Genomic DNA, 15,702 nt, shown 5'->3' on the forward strand with positions numbered 1-15,702 from the left:
TTATGCTTCAATAGCTTGAAATAATTAAACTATTTGGACTTTTAGATATGGATTTATTCTTACTTAAAAAAATTATTAGCCTGATGATAATGCCATTGAGTATTACAATAATTTTGCTACTTTTCGCCGTTATATTTTATCGCATCAAGCCAAAGCTTAGTTTTGTCGCCCTGCTTAGCGGTAGCTCATTATTGCTGTTATCTACTCTTCCATCTATTTCAGATACGTTAATGGCGCCGTTAGAAAATAACTACCCTGCATTTACTCGTAGTGTTAAGCCGGTTGACTATATTGTTATTCTAGGTGGCGCGCATACTACAGTTGCTGGCTTACCAGCGACTAGCCAATTAAATTCCAGTTCACTTGCAAGATTAGTTGAAGCTTTACGTATTTATAAAATGCACCCTGAAGCACAAATTATTACCTCTGGATTCTCAGGTGGTGATGTTAGTTCAAATGCTGAAAAAGTTAAACAAGCTGCAGTGTCATTAGGTGTGCCTGCTCATCGAATTATTACTGAAAACTTTCCACAAGATACCCAAGAAGAAGCACAACTAATATCGCCGCGGGTAATTAATAGCAATGTAGTTTTAGTAACCAGTGCCAACCATATGCCACGGGCAATGGCCTATTTCGAAAAATATGGCGTATATGCAATTCCAGCACCCGCTAGCCCTTGGGTTAAGCATAACGAGCATAGGCCATGGCAGTATTATTTTCCGAGTGGGAAAAAGTTACAACAAACAAGTATGGCTTGGTATGAGGTCTTAGGACGAGTAGTACAGTGGTTTAAAAGTTTATAAAAAAATACAGAGATAAATAAGGCATTTCATGCATACTGAAATGCCAAATTAAAATATTTAAACTTCAAATTTCATAAAGTAATATTAAACAAAATCACCTAATTCTTTTATGAATGCTGTTAGTTTAAGCAGGATTATCAATATCAATAAATTTGGCAATTATTGGTAGTTGCTGATTAAAATGCTCAGCTAATGCTTTTGCACCATAACGCTCGGTTGCATGATGGCCAGCACAATAAAAATGTATATCCATTTCACGTGCAACGTGTGTAGTTTGCTCAGAAACTTCACCTGAGATAAAAGCGTCTATGCCTTGTTCAGCAGCTAATTCAATATACCCTTGTCCACCACCACTACACCAAGCAACAGTTTTTATCGCTTTATTTGAAGGTGGTGCGATATGCATGCAATTGCGGTTGAGGGTATCATTTATTCTTTGTTCAAGCGCTTGTGGGCTTAGTTCGTCAGTAAAATCACCGCGAACTGCGACACTGAGTGGATTGCCTTGCTCTAATGGCGAGACATTATTAATAGAAAACAACTTAGCCAATTGTGCGTTATTGCCTAAAGTAGGATGAATATCTAAAGGTAAATGGTAAGCAAATAAATTAATATCGTTTTCCAGTAACGCCTTGATACGCTTATGCTTCATACCGCGTATAACATAACTTTCGTTTTTCCAAAAAAAACCATGATGTACCACTAAAGCATCGGCTTTTTCCAAAATGGCTTGTTCAATTAATGCTTGAGTAGCGGTTACACCTGTTATCACGTTAGTGATCTGTACTGTTCCTTGAATTTGTAAACCATTTGGACAAAAATCTTTAATTTGTTCGGGCTTTAACAAGGTGTTTAAATAGTTTTCAAATTCATCGCGTTGCATGGATATTGTAGACCTTAATTTACTGGTTATGTTTGGGTGTTGACACAAAACGTATCACGACTTATTTAATTTGCTAATTGTTTTTTCTTGATGAATTCATTGTTGGCACTTTTACCGGTTCAAAACGAGGTCTAATTTGCCATTTGGCTTTAATAGGCGTTAAAGGTAGCACTCTTTTTTTTGCCACAATGACATAAACTGAGCCTAAACTTGGAAAATACCGTGATGCTATATTATGCCAATGGTTACTGATAACACCTTGAGTAACTTGCCTTGCCAATGTCGAGTGTAAAAAACGTTTATCCAATTGAATTTCAAACCCCATTAAATGCAGCCAATCTTTAACTCGCATGGGAGAAAATAATCTTTCATTCCAAGGGGTTTTATTGCGTCTATAAGGTATAAATTGGTTCAAACCCGCAAGACTAAATGGATTAAAGCCAGTAATAACAAGATAGCCATTCGGAATTAATACCCTATTAGCTTCGCGTACAACGTGGTGAGGATCTAACGAAAACTCTAAAGCATGTGCTAACACACAAACATCAACACTATGTTCAAGTAACGGTAAATCATCAATGTCACCAACAAGGTTACACTTTTGAGCTTGCTCACTTAAGGTTAATTGATGTTTAATTGGGCTTTGAGAACTATCAATCTCTCCACTTAATGCACCAATTTTAAGCAAATGATAACCAAAAAACTTAGGCCACCATGGCGCTAATGTTTGATTAATATTAGCCACAATAAGCTCACCATTAGGCAAATCTTGCCAAGATGTAGGATAGTCAGGTTGCCTAAACGCTAGTGCTGGTTTCATTATGTTAAACAATTAAAAAAATCAGTATAATCATTACGTCAGTATACTCAGGAGCCACAGATGCAGCAAACACAAAGCACGACAAAAATGAAAGTTTCAATGATCAAAGCCTTTTCAGACAATTATATTTGGGCTGTTTCGTCGCTTGAAAGTAAACATATCGCGCTGGTAGACCCTGGCGATGCCCAAGTGTGTATCGATTTTATTGAGCAACAACAATTACAGTTATCAACTATTTTGATCACACACCATCATGCTGACCATGTTGGTGGTATTAACAAGCTCGTTGAATATTGTAAAGCTAAGCAATGGCCATTAACTATTTATGGCCCTGAGAGTGAAAACATTCCTCATTGTGATGTTGCTTTAAACGAGAGTCATTCTGTTAAATTAAGCGATTTAGATTTAGAATTTAAAGTGATTGATCTTCCAGGCCATACCAGTGGCCATATTGCCTATTTGTCGGAAGATAATCTATTTTGTGGTGACACCCTGTTTTCAGGAGGTTGTGGTAGGTTGTTCGAAGGTACACCAGAACAAATGCTGTCATCGCTAGAGAAATTAAGTGCCCTTCCTGAGCGCACACATGTATATTGTGCTCATGAATATACTCAAGCGAATCTTAACTTTGCATTAACCGTTGAGCCTTGTAATACCGAGCTGGTGCATTATTACAACCAGGTACTACAAAAACGTGAGCAAGGTATTGCAACAATCCCAACATCCATTATGCTTGAAAAGAAAATAAACCCTTTTTTACGCAGTCATGAAGCAAGTTTAATGACCAGTGCTAGCGAATATAGCGAAAGTGCTGTTCAAGATAAATTACAAACATTTACGATTATTCGTGGCTGGAAAGACAATTTCTAAGCTATTTTAATTGTACAAATCTTGAATAACAGCCCTAAATAAGTAACACTGGCGCCAAGTAAACCCAAATAGATATTTCATGAAGTATATAAGCCTATCTGTAGCAACCGTTCTTTTATTGTCCGGTTGCCAATCAATATTAAATCAAAACCAATCTGATCAACACAATACTAATGTAGAAGCGGATGCGCTAATTGACGTAGCCTCAGTAGCTGAGATTAATCAAGCGCTATTAGTTGATGAAGCGATTGATGTAATTCACCCGGTTGCCGATGGCAATGTTGACCTAGGTAATGAAGATAAAGAAAATTATTTTTCTGATGATGTATGGCAGAGAATACGGAGCAACCTTAATCTTACTATTCCTAAAAATTCACGTGTTGCGAGTCAAAGAGATTGGTTTGTTAAGCACCCAACCTATTTAACTCGTGTAGCAAAACGCGCCGAGCCTTTTTTGTTCTACATTGTTGAAGAGTTAGAAGCTAACAACATGCCAATCGAAATCGCCTTGTTACCTATAGTTGAAAGTGCATTCGATCCTTTTGCATACTCACATGGTAGAGCTTCGGGTATGTGGCAATTTGTGCCCGGCACTGGTAAACGTTTCGGCATGAAACAAAACTGGTGGTACGATGGCCGCCGTGACGTGGTTGCATCAACTCAAGGTGCAATTGAGTATCTTAAATATTTGAATGAATTTTTCGATGGCGATTGGATGCTTGCTTTAGCTGCATACAACTCAGGTGAGGGTCGTGTCAGACGTGCGGTAAGAAAAAATCAAAAGAAGAATCTTCCAACCGACTTTTGGTCGCTAGACTTACCTAAAGAAACTCGTGCCTATGTGCCTAAGCTGCTTGCGCTAGCCGACATTGTTAAGCGCAGCGATGAGCTAAAAATTAAATTACATGAAATTGAAAACAGTTCCGTGCTTACACAAGTCAATATTGGTTCTCAACTCGATTTAGCCAAAGCGGCGCAATTAGCTGAGTTATCGTTAACTGAATTACAAAGACTTAACCCTGGATTTAATCGCTGGGCTACCGACCCTGATGGCCCGCATTATTTACTTTTACCTAGCCATAAAGTAGCAGTTTTTGAAGAAGGCTTAGCAAAATTAAGCAAAAAAGAACGATTAGCTTGGCAACGCTATAAAATTAAAAACGGTGACAGTTTAGGTAAAATAGCACAAAAATTTAATACTGAAATAGACTTAATCAGACAAGTTAATAACGTTAAAGGTAACCAAATTAGAGCCGGTAAATTCTTATTAATACCTGTGGCTACCGCTTCGTTAGACAGTTACTTGCTTTCACAAAACCAACGTTTAGCTAAAACACAAAATAAAGTTTTAGCTGGTGAGAAGCGTATACATATTGTGAAATCGGGCGACACTCTTTGGGATTTAAGCCGTGCTTATAATGTTTCAACTCGAAGCATTGCGAAATGGAACGCTATGGCCCCTAGAGACACAATTAAACCAGGGCAAAAACTCGTTATTTGGCAAAAAGCTGCGGTTAAAGAAATTTCATCAAACCAGTTAACTCCGAGTGAAAAAGCGATCATGCGTAACATTCAATATCGTGTGCGCAAGGGAGACTCATTTGCACGGATCGCTGACAAATTTAATGTTAAAATTATCGACATTGAACGTTGGAATAACCTTAACCGCAAAAAATATTTACAACCGGGCCAAATGCTAAAACTATCAGTAGATGTAACCAATAACATCTAACGGTTTAACATATAGAGCTAAGTTGAAATATAAAACGCTACCTGAGGTAGCGTTTTTTATATCTGCTTAAGTCAAGTTCAAGTCAATAGCTATAAAGATGCTACTCCCTGGGTAATAATATTTTTCGTTTGATTAACAATATTTACTAATGCCTCTTTATCAAAAGCCTTAATTCTAGGGGTATGTATGTGTCCAACAGGTAATGTTAAATTGAACTGATCTCGAAGTAATATACTGCGGTACGAAATTTCATTTGAAAGGTACCCGCCGCCCGAGCCGCTTACCGATGTTTGCTTGTTAAGCGCGACTAATGATTGACCATTAAAACCGTCCTGCGTTAGCGTTGAAACTTTACGGTTGTCGTTGATTTTATATTTACCCTCACCATTTAACATTGTTGTTATAGGTAAACTAAACTCAACAAACTCAGGCCCTTTTAACACCTTATCTTTAAACAAAGGAACTAAAGGATTCTCTTGGCTAGCACCTGTTAAAACATTAAGGTTGTCTGGAGCTTTCGCACTGCGACGTAATGCAGGATAGCGCTCTAAATCAAAATTCTCGCGCCCCATACTAACGGTTAACACCATATCAACGGACTTGTTTGCAATGTAAGGTTTGAGTAGCTCTTCTATCATGCCTTGATCAAAGTCTGCAAAGCGTACAGGGATCATAAGGACTTCTATTTCTGCCGTTTGCCCTTCTATACTCACCACAATGTCATCTAAAGATAGCGCGACAACGCCTGAAGGGTTACTTTGGTCAATATGTCTATCAAGAAAAAAAGGATCAAAACCGGTCAATAATATTTTTTTATCTGCTTTTTTATCAAATTTAATATCCGTATTACCACGTGAAATTAATTCAAATGACCATAGCAATTTGTCTTGTTGACTCTCAAATAATCCAGCAAAGGTTTTAGCCGAACGAAGTGCTTTGCTCATTTGTAATCGTGCCCAATACAGAGGGCGGTCATCAACATCATTTAACTGATTAAATGATGTTTTGGCATCAAGCCATAGACCAGCGCCATGTCGAATAACTAATTGCGTTAAAGCTGTGTAATTATTCGCTTTATTCACCTGCTGAGTAAACTCGTCAACGCGCTCACTTAATCTTAGGGCGACTTCAGGCACTGATTTAATTGCCTTATCAATACGTAACTCTTCAACTGTTAATTCAACATTGTTCGCTATTTTATTACTTACTGCAGCACTGCTCACACTAGAGGCTAAACTTAGCGATATAGCAATAACCAAAGCTTTTAGTTTTATTGTTTTTAATGTACTTAACATTGATAACCTTATTGGGATTAAATTTCGAATAAAAAAATGAATTTATCGATTATTTTCATCAACATATTAAGGTATCTATTTTTTTAACACTAGCGTTTATTATATCGAATACACATGTACTTTTACTTTTTTATTACTTTAGAGTAAAAATTCTATTGATTTATTATGAAATAGTGTCAAAGTGTAGCTACAGCAATTTGCTGAGCAATAATTTCTCTGCCAACATATTTATGTGTACTTTGAAGTTAAACAGCGACATACGTTTCAGTAAAGTTACTTGCGTATTCATCACACAATTTGTCATTAATTAATATAAAGGGGTAGCACTTCAATGTGTTCGATTTTTTGTATATTAGATATTAAAACAGGTGCAGACGCACTTCGTCCTAAAGCTTTAGAGTATTCTCGTTTACTTCGTCACCGTGGTCCAGATTGGTCTGGCATTTACAACAATGATAACGCTATTTTAGTACATGAACGTTTATCAATTGTTGATACTGAGCATGGCGCACAACCATTATATAACACTGATAAAACTTTAGTTTTAGCGGTTAATGGTGAAATTTACAACCATAAAACATTAGCTAGCCAACATACGCCTGACTACCCTTTCCAAACCGCGTCTGATTGCGAAATTATTATCCCAATGTTTGAAAAATTTGGTAGTGATTTTGTTGATAAACTTCAAGGTATGTTTGCTTTTTGTCTTTACAACGAAGTTGACAATAGTTATCTAATTGCTCGCGATCACATGGGTATTATTCCACTTTATACCGGTTATGATGCTGAAGGTAACTTCTACGTTGCTTCAGAAATGAAAGCATTAATGCCAATTTGTAAAACTGTTGAAGAATTTCCTCCTGGTCATGTTTTAGATAGTCGTGTAGGCAAATTGGTCAAATATTACCAACGTAACTGGCAAAAATATTCTGCTATTAAAGATAACAATACTAGCAAAGAAAAAATTCGTGAAGCACTTGAAGAGTCAGTTAAAAGTCATTTAATGACAGACGTACCTTATGGTGTATTACTTTCAGGTGGTTTAGATTCTTCGTTAATTTCTGCCATCACACAAAAGTTTGCCGCCAGACGTATTGAAGAAAACGACCTTTCAGAGGCTTGGTGGCCAAAAGTACATTCTTTTGCTTGTGGTTTAGCTGGCTCTCCAGACTTAGTCGCCGCAAAAACTGTAGCAGATAGCATTGGTACTATACATCACAGCGTTATTTTTACAGAGCAAGAAGGTATAGATGCGCTTAAAGAAGTGATTTACCACTTAGAAACTTATGATGTAACCACTATTCGTGCCTCTACACCTATGTATTTAATGGCGAGAAAAATTAAAGCTATGGGTATTAAAATGGTACTTTCGGGCGAAGGTGCTGATGAAATTTTTGGCGGCTATTTATATTTCCATAAAGCGCCAAACGCTGAAGAATTTCATAACGAGCTATTACGTAAACTTGATAAATTACACATGTATGATTGTTTGCGTGCTAACAAGTCTATGTCAGCGTGGGGTATTGAAGCACGTGTACCGTTTTTAGATAAAAACTTTATGGATGTTGCTATGCGCATTAATCCTGAAGATAAAATGTGCGGCAATGGCAAAATGGAAAAAGCTATTTTACGCTCTTCTTTCGAAGGTTATTTACCTAAAGAGATTTTGTGGCGTCAAAAAGAACAATTTTCTGATGGCGTAGGTTACTCTTGGATTGATGGTTTAAAACAACATGTTGAAGCACAAGTTAGCGATCAACAATTAGCAAGTGCTGAATTTAAGTTCCCTGTTAATACACCAGATACTAAAGAAGCTTATTACTACCGATGTATCTTTGAAGAACACTTTCCGCTTGCATCTGCTGCTGATTGTGTACCAGGTGGTAAATCAGTTGCTTGTAGTACACCAGAAGCATTAGCATGGGATGAAAGTTTTGCGAATATGGCCGATCCATCTGGTCGAGCTGTTCAAAGTGTACATAACGACAGCTACTAGTATCAGCCAATGTAATTAACATTACATTTAATTTCATAAAAAGCCGACTTATTAGTCGGTTTTTTTGTACAAAATTTAAGAATTATTATAAAGTTACTCTCAACTGTTAAAATATCATTCATATAAAGTTAAAACTTAATTAATATGATAACCACTGCTAGTAGGATGTTCTTTTGTCAAAACGTGTAGAACCTGAATTACCCACAATTACCATAGATCAAGATCAAGTTAAAGTTGCTCGTGAACCTGCAATAAAATCACAGAAAGTCGACGAGTCAAAGCACACGGTTAAAACAAAAAAACCTTCATCTATGTTAAAAGCGTTTTTATTACTAATGCCTTATGTTGCGCTAGCAGCAACTGCTTGGTATTTTTATCAACAACAAATAAATGTTACTAGCTCATTAGAATCTAGTACGCAACGAATACAACAGTTAGAAAACCAGCTCTCAGCCACAGGCGAAGAGATGGGTGAATCTACAATAGCGTTAAAAGTTAAATTAGAAGCTATTGGCGAAAAAACTGAATTACTACTTTCTGAAATGGATAAACTTTGGGCTTCTGCTTGGCGAAAAAATCAAAAAGAGATCAAAGAGCTGAACTCTACAAGTATAAAAATAGTACAGCAGCAAGATAAAACCTTAGAAGCTATGAGCCTTCAAAGTAATACGATAAACGAATTAAAAGATAAAATTACCGCGACTGAGTTTTCGGTTAATTCTGTGTCTGAACAAATCATGGCATTAAACAGTGTAAAAGCTGAAATTAAGAGCTTGTCTTCTGCATTAAGTACTCTAGATGCAAACGCTAAAAGTCGTGATAAACAACAAATGTTCACGGCTACTACAGTAAATGAGTTTGATACCAGCTTACAATTACTTTTAGAGCGTATGGAGCGATTAGAAGCTATTTTAGCAAGTAAGTCTTAATTATCTCGCGTCATAAAAAATACTTTTAGTACGAAAACAAAAAGGCCATCAACAATAATATTGTTGATGGCCTTTTATATTTTTAAACAGATAATGCTTTATTTACAGTTTTTATATTGAGAAACTACTGCCAGTTAGCTTATATTGTGTGCTAATTTTTTAAGCGTAAAAGTGAACAGCTAATTAAGCAATTAAAGTTGGCAAAACAAGTTAGCATTACCCTTACTTAAAACTTTTTACAATGTCTTTAATTAGCTCAGGTCCCTGATAAATAAACCCCGTATATACTTGAACGAGCTTTGCACCAGCGGCTATTTTCTCTTGAGCATCTGCTGCCGAAGCAATACCACCAACGCCAATAATGGGTAATTTATTGTCCAACGCTTTTGCAAGTAACTGTATAACTTCTGTGCTCTTGTCTTTAACCGGTGCACCACTTAATCCACCCTGCTCGTTACCGTAAGGTAAATGTGCAACTTTGTCGCGCGCTAAAGTAGTATTTGTTGCGATTACCCCATCGATATTATTAGCAATTAAACATTGTGCAATAGAGTCGACTTCATCAGCATTTAAATCAGGCGCAATTTTTACCGCAACAGGAACATATTTGCCAAATTTTTCAGCAAGCGTGGTTTGTTCAGCCTTTAATGCAGATAATAACTCATTTAACGCATCACCATATTGTAATGAACGTAAACCAGGGGTGTTAGGCGAAGAAATATTTACCGTAATGTAGGTCGCAAAGTCGTAAACTTTACGCATACAATGAATGTAATCATCTTTGGCATTTTCATCAGGCGTATCTTTATTTTTACCAATATTAATGCCTAAAACACCACTATATTTAGCTTTAATTACTTGATCAACAAGGTAGTCAACACCTTTATTGTTAAAGCCCATGCGATTAATAATAGCGTTAGCTTCAGGCAACCTGAAAATACGTGGTTTTTCATTACCAGGTTGCGGACGAGGTGTAACTGTTCCAACTTCTACAAAGCCAAAACCTAAAGCCTCAAAAGCTTTAATACATTCGCCATTTTTATCTAACCCTGCCGCTAAGCCAACTGGATTAGGAAATTTAATGCCCATAACTTCGACAGGCTTATTGGGTAAAGTTTGCTTATAAAGTTTATTAAGTGGCGAAGCACCTGTAGCTTTAAAGCCTTTAATCGTTAATTCGTGAATTGCTTCTGGGTCGAATTTAAAAAACACTTTACGAATAGCTGAGTAAAACATAATACCTCTTTAAATATATATAATAATGCCAGTACAAAAACTGGCATGAAATAAACTTGATAACAAAAAAATCCCCGCTCTTGGCGGGGATCTTAACACTTATTTCACTGGGTCGCAGTGTAAACTTAACAACATCAATTCTCGTAATGCGACTGAAAATTTAGCAAACTCATGGGTTTTACCAATTCTAAAGTCTGCCAAAATATGCTGCCAACGCTCTAATGGTTGAGCGCTTTCTACAAGCCAATTCTCAATCATAGTATCTACGTCTGTTGCTGTTTTATTACCGCGTAATATAACAGAGGTTAACGAGCGTTGTTGCCAATCTAGCTCTTCTCTAAACGATGCTCTAGCCAATGCTTGCCAATGGTTAGAGACTGGTTGAGAAGTAATTTGGTCCAGGAACCAGTGTAAGTCTAATTTTGCACCAAGTTTAAAGTAAAGATCGGTAGCTAATTCCGTTGACACTTCGTCTGATTTTGAAATTTCAGCAATATCCATTACTGAGAACAAGGTGCTCAACAAGGAAATTCTCAAAGCAATAGACTCAGGCACACCTGCTTTAACTAAATCATTTTCAACACGTTTAATTTGTGTTGCTTCTTTTTCAATCATGAAACTTGCAATGTTGCTCGAAAGCTCAACAAATGTTTTATGATAAAAAGCAATTGATTGTGCAATATTTAGTGATTTATTACGATGACGTAAGAACCAACGTGTAGCTCGGCGTACCGTTCTACGTAATTGAAATAACATTTCTGTTTGTATTGCAGTAGAAATTTTATTATCTAAATCACTAATTTGCTTCCAAACATCAGAAAGCTCAAATACAGCACTTGCCATGGTATAACAGTTTGCAATCTCTGACGTGCTAGCGCCAGTTTCTTCCTTCATACGATGGACAAAGTTAAAGCCCATATCATTACCAATATTATTCGCTAGTTGTGTCGCGATAATTTCAGCTCGTAACGGATGCCCTTGCATTTGAGCGCTGTAGCTTGCTTGTAACTGTTTAGGGAAAGCTTCAATAAGTAAACTTTGATGATATTCGTTGTCGGTAATTTCAGGACAAACAAGCTCTTCTTTAAGTACCATTTTACTATAAGCAAGCAGTACTGATAACTCTGGACGAGTTAACCCTTTACCCAGTGCTAAACGCTCAGCAATTTCCTCATCACTTGGAATAAACTCAAGCGCTCTATCAAGCTTACCTGAACGGTCTAGTTCACTAATAAATTGTGCTTGTTCTTTTAATTGACCACCACCACGAAGTTCAGTAATCGACAATGAGTGAGTTTGACGGTAACAGTCATCAATAACAATATCGCCAACTTCATCGGTCATATCGTATAAAATTTTATTTCGTTGTTTAATGGTTAAATCACCATTTTGCACTAAACCGTTTAATAAAATTTTGATGTTAACTTCATTATCTGAACAATCTACACCACCAGCGTTATCAACCGCATCAGTGTTAATTCGACCACCTTTAGCACCAAATTCAATACGGCCAAGTTGAGTAAAACCTAAATTACCCCCCTCACCCACAATTTTAGCATTGAGTTCTGAACCATTAATACGTAAGGCATCGTTAGCTCTATCGCCAACTTCTAGGTGAGACTCTTTAGAGCCTTTAACATAAGTACCAATACCGCCATTCCATAACAGATCTACCTGCATTTTTAATATGGCTTGCATTAATTCAAGCGGTGACATATTTTGCTTTTGTGTACCAAGCATTTTTTTAATTTGAGGTGTTAATTTAATTGATTTCGATTGGCGGCTAAAAATAGCACCTCCTTCAGAAATCAAGTCTTTATTGTAATCATCCCAAGTACAACCTGGTAAATTAAATAAACGTTCACGCTCAACATAAGAACTAGCCGCATCTGGCGTTGGATCAATGAAAATATGCATATGGTTGAACGCTGCTTGTAAGCGAATATGCTTTGATAACAACATACCATTACCAAAAACATCACCCGCCATATCACCAATAGCAATACAGGTAAAATCAGTTGTTTGACAATCGATATCCATTTCACGGAAGTGACGTTTTACTGACTCCCATGCACCTTTAGCCGTAATACCCATGGCTTTATGATCGTAACCTACGCTACCACCTGAGGCAAAAGCATCACCCATCCAGAAATTGTATTCATCAGAAATAGCATTAGCTACATCAGAAAAAGTCGCTGTACCTTTATCTGCTGCAACAACTAGATATGGGTCGTCCTCATCTAAACGTACAACATTAACTGGCGGGACAATTTCACCATCAACAATATTGTCTGTTATATCTAACAAACCACGAATGAAAGTACGGTAACATTCTTTACCGGCTTCAAATATTGCGTTTCTGTCGCCGTCTGGAAGTTGTTTACAAACAAAACCACCTTTTGCGCCAACAGGCACAATAACCGTATTTTTAACTTGTTGAGCTTTAACTAAACCTAAAACTTCAGTACGGAAATCTTCACGACGATCAGACCAACGTAAACCACCACGAGCAACTTTACCACCACGTAAATGAACACCCTCTACTTGCGGAGAATATACAAAAATTTCAAATGCTGGAACGGGTAAAGGTACATCAGAAATTTGTGAAGGTACCATTTTAAATGAAATATACGACTTTTCACCGGTAACAGCATGCGGTTGAAAATAGTTAGTACGAATAGTCGCATTAACCATTTCAACAAAGCGACGAATAATACGATCATCATCCAAGCTGGCTACACTGTCTAACGAAGACTCAAGGCTTGTATGGACTTTTTCAATCGCTTTTTCATTTAACTTTTTGTTCGGTGTAAAGCGTAATTTAAATAGTTTAATTAATAACTTAGCAATACTTGGGTAGCGAGCAAAAGTGTCTTCAATATAACTTTGACTAAATGTACCACCAATTTGACGCTCGTATTTAGCATAAGCACGAATAATTGATACTTCACGTCCACCTAATTCAGCACCTAGTATTAAGCGGTTAAAACCGTCATCTTCTAGTTCGCGAGACCATACTTTAGCGAAAGCATCTTGGAATAAACTTTGTACGACTTCTAAATTGAACTTTCCTTTGCCTGTTAACAGCATAGAGAAGTCTAAAATCCAATATACTTCACCGTTATCGGCTTTGACTGCATAAGGGCTTTCACCGATCACGCGTAAGCCAAAGTTTTCTAACATAGGCAATACATCTGACAAATGCAGAGGCTCACCTGAGTGGAAAAGTTTTAATTTAACAAAGCGGCTATTGGCATCTTCTTCTTGAGGTTGATAAAACAACATTTCAAGTTGATTTTCAGGCGTTAACGCTTCGAATTTTTCAATATCTACGATTGCGGTACCTGGCAATACTTCATCTTTGTAGGCTTGTGGAAAGCTAATGTATTTGCGGCTTAACGCTTTACCTTTAGCTTCACCTTTATGCGAGTTTAAGGCGTCTGCTAAGTTATCATCCCAGCTGCGAGCTGCATGATTTAAATTCTTTTCAATTTCTTTCACATTAATGTCTGCTTTTGTCGAATTAACTCTAACGATATAGTGAGTACGAGCTTGTGCTGACTCTGAAAAGTAAGTAGTAAATTCTACTTCTTCATCACTGCCTAACGCTTCTTGCAATAGCTTTTGCGTGTTAATACGCAACGCCGTGTTATAACGTTCACGCGGAACATAAACCATACAAGAATAAAAGCGATTAAAAGCATCACGACGCATGAACAAACCAGAATAGTCACGTTCCTGCATTTGGAAAATGCCAAGAACATTTTTTAGCAACTCGTCAGGTGAACTTTGTAAAATCTCATCACGTGGATAAGTTTCAAGAATATTAATCAGCGCTTTATAGGCGTGAGTACCTTCAGCAAAACCAGAGTTTTCACAAACGCCAGCAACTTTTGACTTAATCAAAGGTAAATCGAGGGCACTATTTGTGTAATATGCTGAACCAAACAAGCCCACGAAACGTTCTTCACCTAATACATTACCTTTATCATCAAAACGTTTAATTCCGATATAATCAAGATGGGCAGGACGATGAACACGTGACTTTGAATTAGTTTTAGTCAAAATCAGTAAGTTTTTACCTAGCGCTATTTCACGAGCAGCTCCACTTAAAGCGGAAATAAGTCGTGTTTTACTGCCGTCGTATTGGTTCATTAAGCCTAAGCTTGATTCCACGTCTGCTTCAAGGGCCATGTCCCCTTCTACAGCTTTGATATCGTATGCTCTATAACCTAATAAAGTGAAGTTATCAGCTAAAATCCAATCTAAGAAGCTGATACTGTCTTCCTGCTCTTCTTTTGAACAAGGTAATTTAGATTTTTTAACTTCATCAATTACAGCACTTAATCGTGCTTTCATCGGTTTCCAGTCGTTAACTGTAACCGAAATATCGCTAACAACAGAGTGTAATTCTTTAGCAATATTCGTTAATACTTTTGCATCATTTTGACGATCAATCTCAATAAAGAATACTGTTTCAACTGAAGTTGATTTGAATGAGTGGTCAACAGAAGAAGAAAGTTGAGTAACACTTTTATTTGAATCGCGAATGATTTTTATTGGTGAATTCAACATTAAATGCGGTGTTAGATTTAATCGACTTAATGCTATCCGTACAGAATCAACTAAAAATGGCATATCTTTAACGATAATTTCGATAATAGTATGACTAGATTTCCAACCGTTTTTAGATACCTGCGGATTGAAAACTTTAATCACAGGTTTATCATCTTGGTGGGCATTTAAAGTATTCCAAAGGCTTAGTGTGGCACCATACATGTCACTATCATTTCTATGATCTAAATCTAAGGTTGAAATGTTTCTATAAAGCAGCTCTGCAAACTGTTTAACAAGAGGAGCAGTTGCTGATGGAACTTTTTTTTCAATTAACTGTGCTACGTTCGAAAGTATCACTGAAGGTAAACCGTCTACTAACGCCATGCCTTTTTCCTTTTTGGATAAAACGCTTGAAATAATTATTATATTTTAGTCTATATAAAATAATAGACTATAAACTTGATCTTATTAATAAACTCAGGCGATTGCGAGCACTATTTTAGATACATTACTTTAAAAACAGTCTAATTATGTAACAAGTATGAAAACATTCAATTGTTTATTCATAAGTTATAAATAGA

Annotated in this window: 10 protein-coding genes; 5 read left to right on the forward strand and 5 right to left on the reverse strand. The window is 36.8% G+C overall.

Going from position 1 to position 15,702, the window contains the following annotated elements; translation table 11 throughout:
- Nucleotides 1-47: 47 nt before the first annotated feature.
- Complete coding sequence (locus AC27H3_RS05460) at nt 48-803, forward strand: ElyC/SanA/YdcF family protein (protein WP_487104374.1); 756 nt, start codon at nt 48-50, stop codon at nt 801-803.
- A gap of 124 nt (nt 804-927) precedes the next feature.
- Here the strand turns inward: AC27H3_RS05460 and AC27H3_RS05465 are convergent, their stop codons facing one another.
- Together AC27H3_RS05465 and AC27H3_RS05470 are read right to left on the reverse strand one after the other, a co-directional pair.
- Nucleotides 928-1,686 (reverse strand): Nif3-like dinuclear metal center hexameric protein, encoded by a 759-nt coding sequence (locus tag AC27H3_RS05465; RefSeq protein WP_487104376.1) that lies wholly within the window; start codon nt 1,684-1,686, stop codon nt 928-930.
- A 73-nt stretch (nt 1,687-1,759) separates the two neighbouring features.
- Nucleotides 1,760-2,506 carry a class I SAM-dependent methyltransferase gene (locus tag AC27H3_RS05470; protein WP_487104378.1) on the reverse strand — a complete coding sequence of 249 codons (747 nt, stop codon included), beginning with the start codon at nt 2,504-2,506 and terminating at the stop codon, nt 1,760-1,762.
- A gap of 60 nt (nt 2,507-2,566) precedes the next feature.
- On the opposite strand from AC27H3_RS05470, the gene gloB reads away from it, so the two are divergent.
- Both gloB and AC27H3_RS05480 read left to right on the forward strand, forming a co-directional pair.
- Nucleotides 2,567-3,376, forward strand: a complete 810-nt coding sequence (gene gloB, locus AC27H3_RS05475) for a hydroxyacylglutathione hydrolase (protein ID WP_487104380.1) — start codon at nt 2,567-2,569, stop codon at nt 3,374-3,376.
- A 79-nt stretch (nt 3,377-3,455) separates the two neighbouring features.
- Nucleotides 3,456-5,108 (forward strand): lytic transglycosylase, encoded by a 1,653-nt coding sequence (locus AC27H3_RS05480; RefSeq protein WP_487104381.1) that lies wholly within the window; start codon nt 3,456-3,458, stop codon nt 5,106-5,108.
- 89 nt (nt 5,109-5,197) lie between these two features.
- Here the strand turns inward: AC27H3_RS05480 and AC27H3_RS05485 are convergent, their stop codons facing one another.
- Nucleotides 5,198-6,403 (reverse strand): hypothetical protein, encoded by a 1,206-nt coding sequence (locus AC27H3_RS05485; RefSeq protein WP_487104383.1) that lies wholly within the window; start codon nt 6,401-6,403, stop codon nt 5,198-5,200.
- Nucleotides 6,404-6,734: 331 nt separating this feature from the next.
- Between AC27H3_RS05485 and asnB the strand changes: the two genes are divergently transcribed.
- Both asnB and AC27H3_RS05495 read left to right on the forward strand, forming a co-directional pair.
- Nucleotides 6,735-8,399 carry an asparagine synthase B gene (asnB, locus tag AC27H3_RS05490; protein ID WP_487104385.1) on the forward strand — a complete coding sequence of 555 codons (1,665 nt, stop codon included), beginning with the start codon at nt 6,735-6,737 and terminating at the stop codon, nt 8,397-8,399.
- A 173-nt stretch (nt 8,400-8,572) separates the two neighbouring features.
- Nucleotides 8,573-9,328, forward strand: coding sequence for a hypothetical protein (locus AC27H3_RS05495; RefSeq protein ID WP_487104387.1), 756 nt, complete (start codon nt 8,573-8,575; stop codon nt 9,326-9,328).
- A 222-nt stretch (nt 9,329-9,550) separates the two neighbouring features.
- Here AC27H3_RS05495 and pyrD read toward each other — a convergent pair whose 3' ends face one another.
- Entirely contained in the window at nt 9,551-10,564 is a 1,014-nt protein-coding gene (gene pyrD, locus AC27H3_RS05500; protein ID WP_487104389.1) for a quinone-dependent dihydroorotate dehydrogenase, read from the reverse strand.
- A gap of 99 nt (nt 10,565-10,663) precedes the next feature.
- Nucleotides 10,664-15,505 carry an NAD-glutamate dehydrogenase gene (locus AC27H3_RS05505; RefSeq protein WP_487104391.1) on the reverse strand — a complete coding sequence of 1,614 codons (4,842 nt, stop codon included), beginning with the start codon at nt 15,503-15,505 and terminating at the stop codon, nt 10,664-10,666.
- Nucleotides 15,506-15,702 lie beyond the last annotated feature (197 nt).

Source organism: Colwellia sp. NW0002-52-1 (assembly GCF_057550865.1).

Bases quoted from the DNA above. Each gene is read 5' to 3' on its own strand.
- AC27H3_RS05480 (WP_487104381.1), top strand. From the start codon at position 3,456: ATGAAGTATATAAGCCTATCTGTAGCAACCGTTCTTTTATTGTCCGGT.
- AC27H3_RS05505 (WP_487104391.1), bottom strand. From the start codon at position 15,505: ATGGCGTTAGTAGACGGTTTACCTTCAGTGATACTTTCGAACGTAGCA.
- AC27H3_RS05470 (WP_487104378.1), bottom strand. From the start codon at position 2,506: ATGAAACCAGCACTAGCGTTTAGGCAACCTGACTATCCTACATCTTGG.
- AC27H3_RS05485 (WP_487104383.1), bottom strand. From the start codon at position 6,403: ATGTTAAGTACATTAAAAACAATAAAACTAAAAGCTTTGGTTATTGCT.
- pyrD (WP_487104389.1), bottom strand. From the start codon at position 10,564: ATGTTTTACTCAGCTATTCGTAAAGTGTTTTTTAAATTCGACCCAGAA.
- AC27H3_RS05460 (WP_487104374.1), top strand. From the start codon at position 48: ATGGATTTATTCTTACTTAAAAAAATTATTAGCCTGATGATAATGCCA.
- gloB (WP_487104380.1), top strand. From the start codon at position 2,567: ATGCAGCAAACACAAAGCACGACAAAAATGAAAGTTTCAATGATCAAA.
- asnB (WP_487104385.1), top strand. From the start codon at position 6,735: ATGTGTTCGATTTTTTGTATATTAGATATTAAAACAGGTGCAGACGCA.
- AC27H3_RS05465 (WP_487104376.1), bottom strand. From the start codon at position 1,686: ATGCAACGCGATGAATTTGAAAACTATTTAAACACCTTGTTAAAGCCC.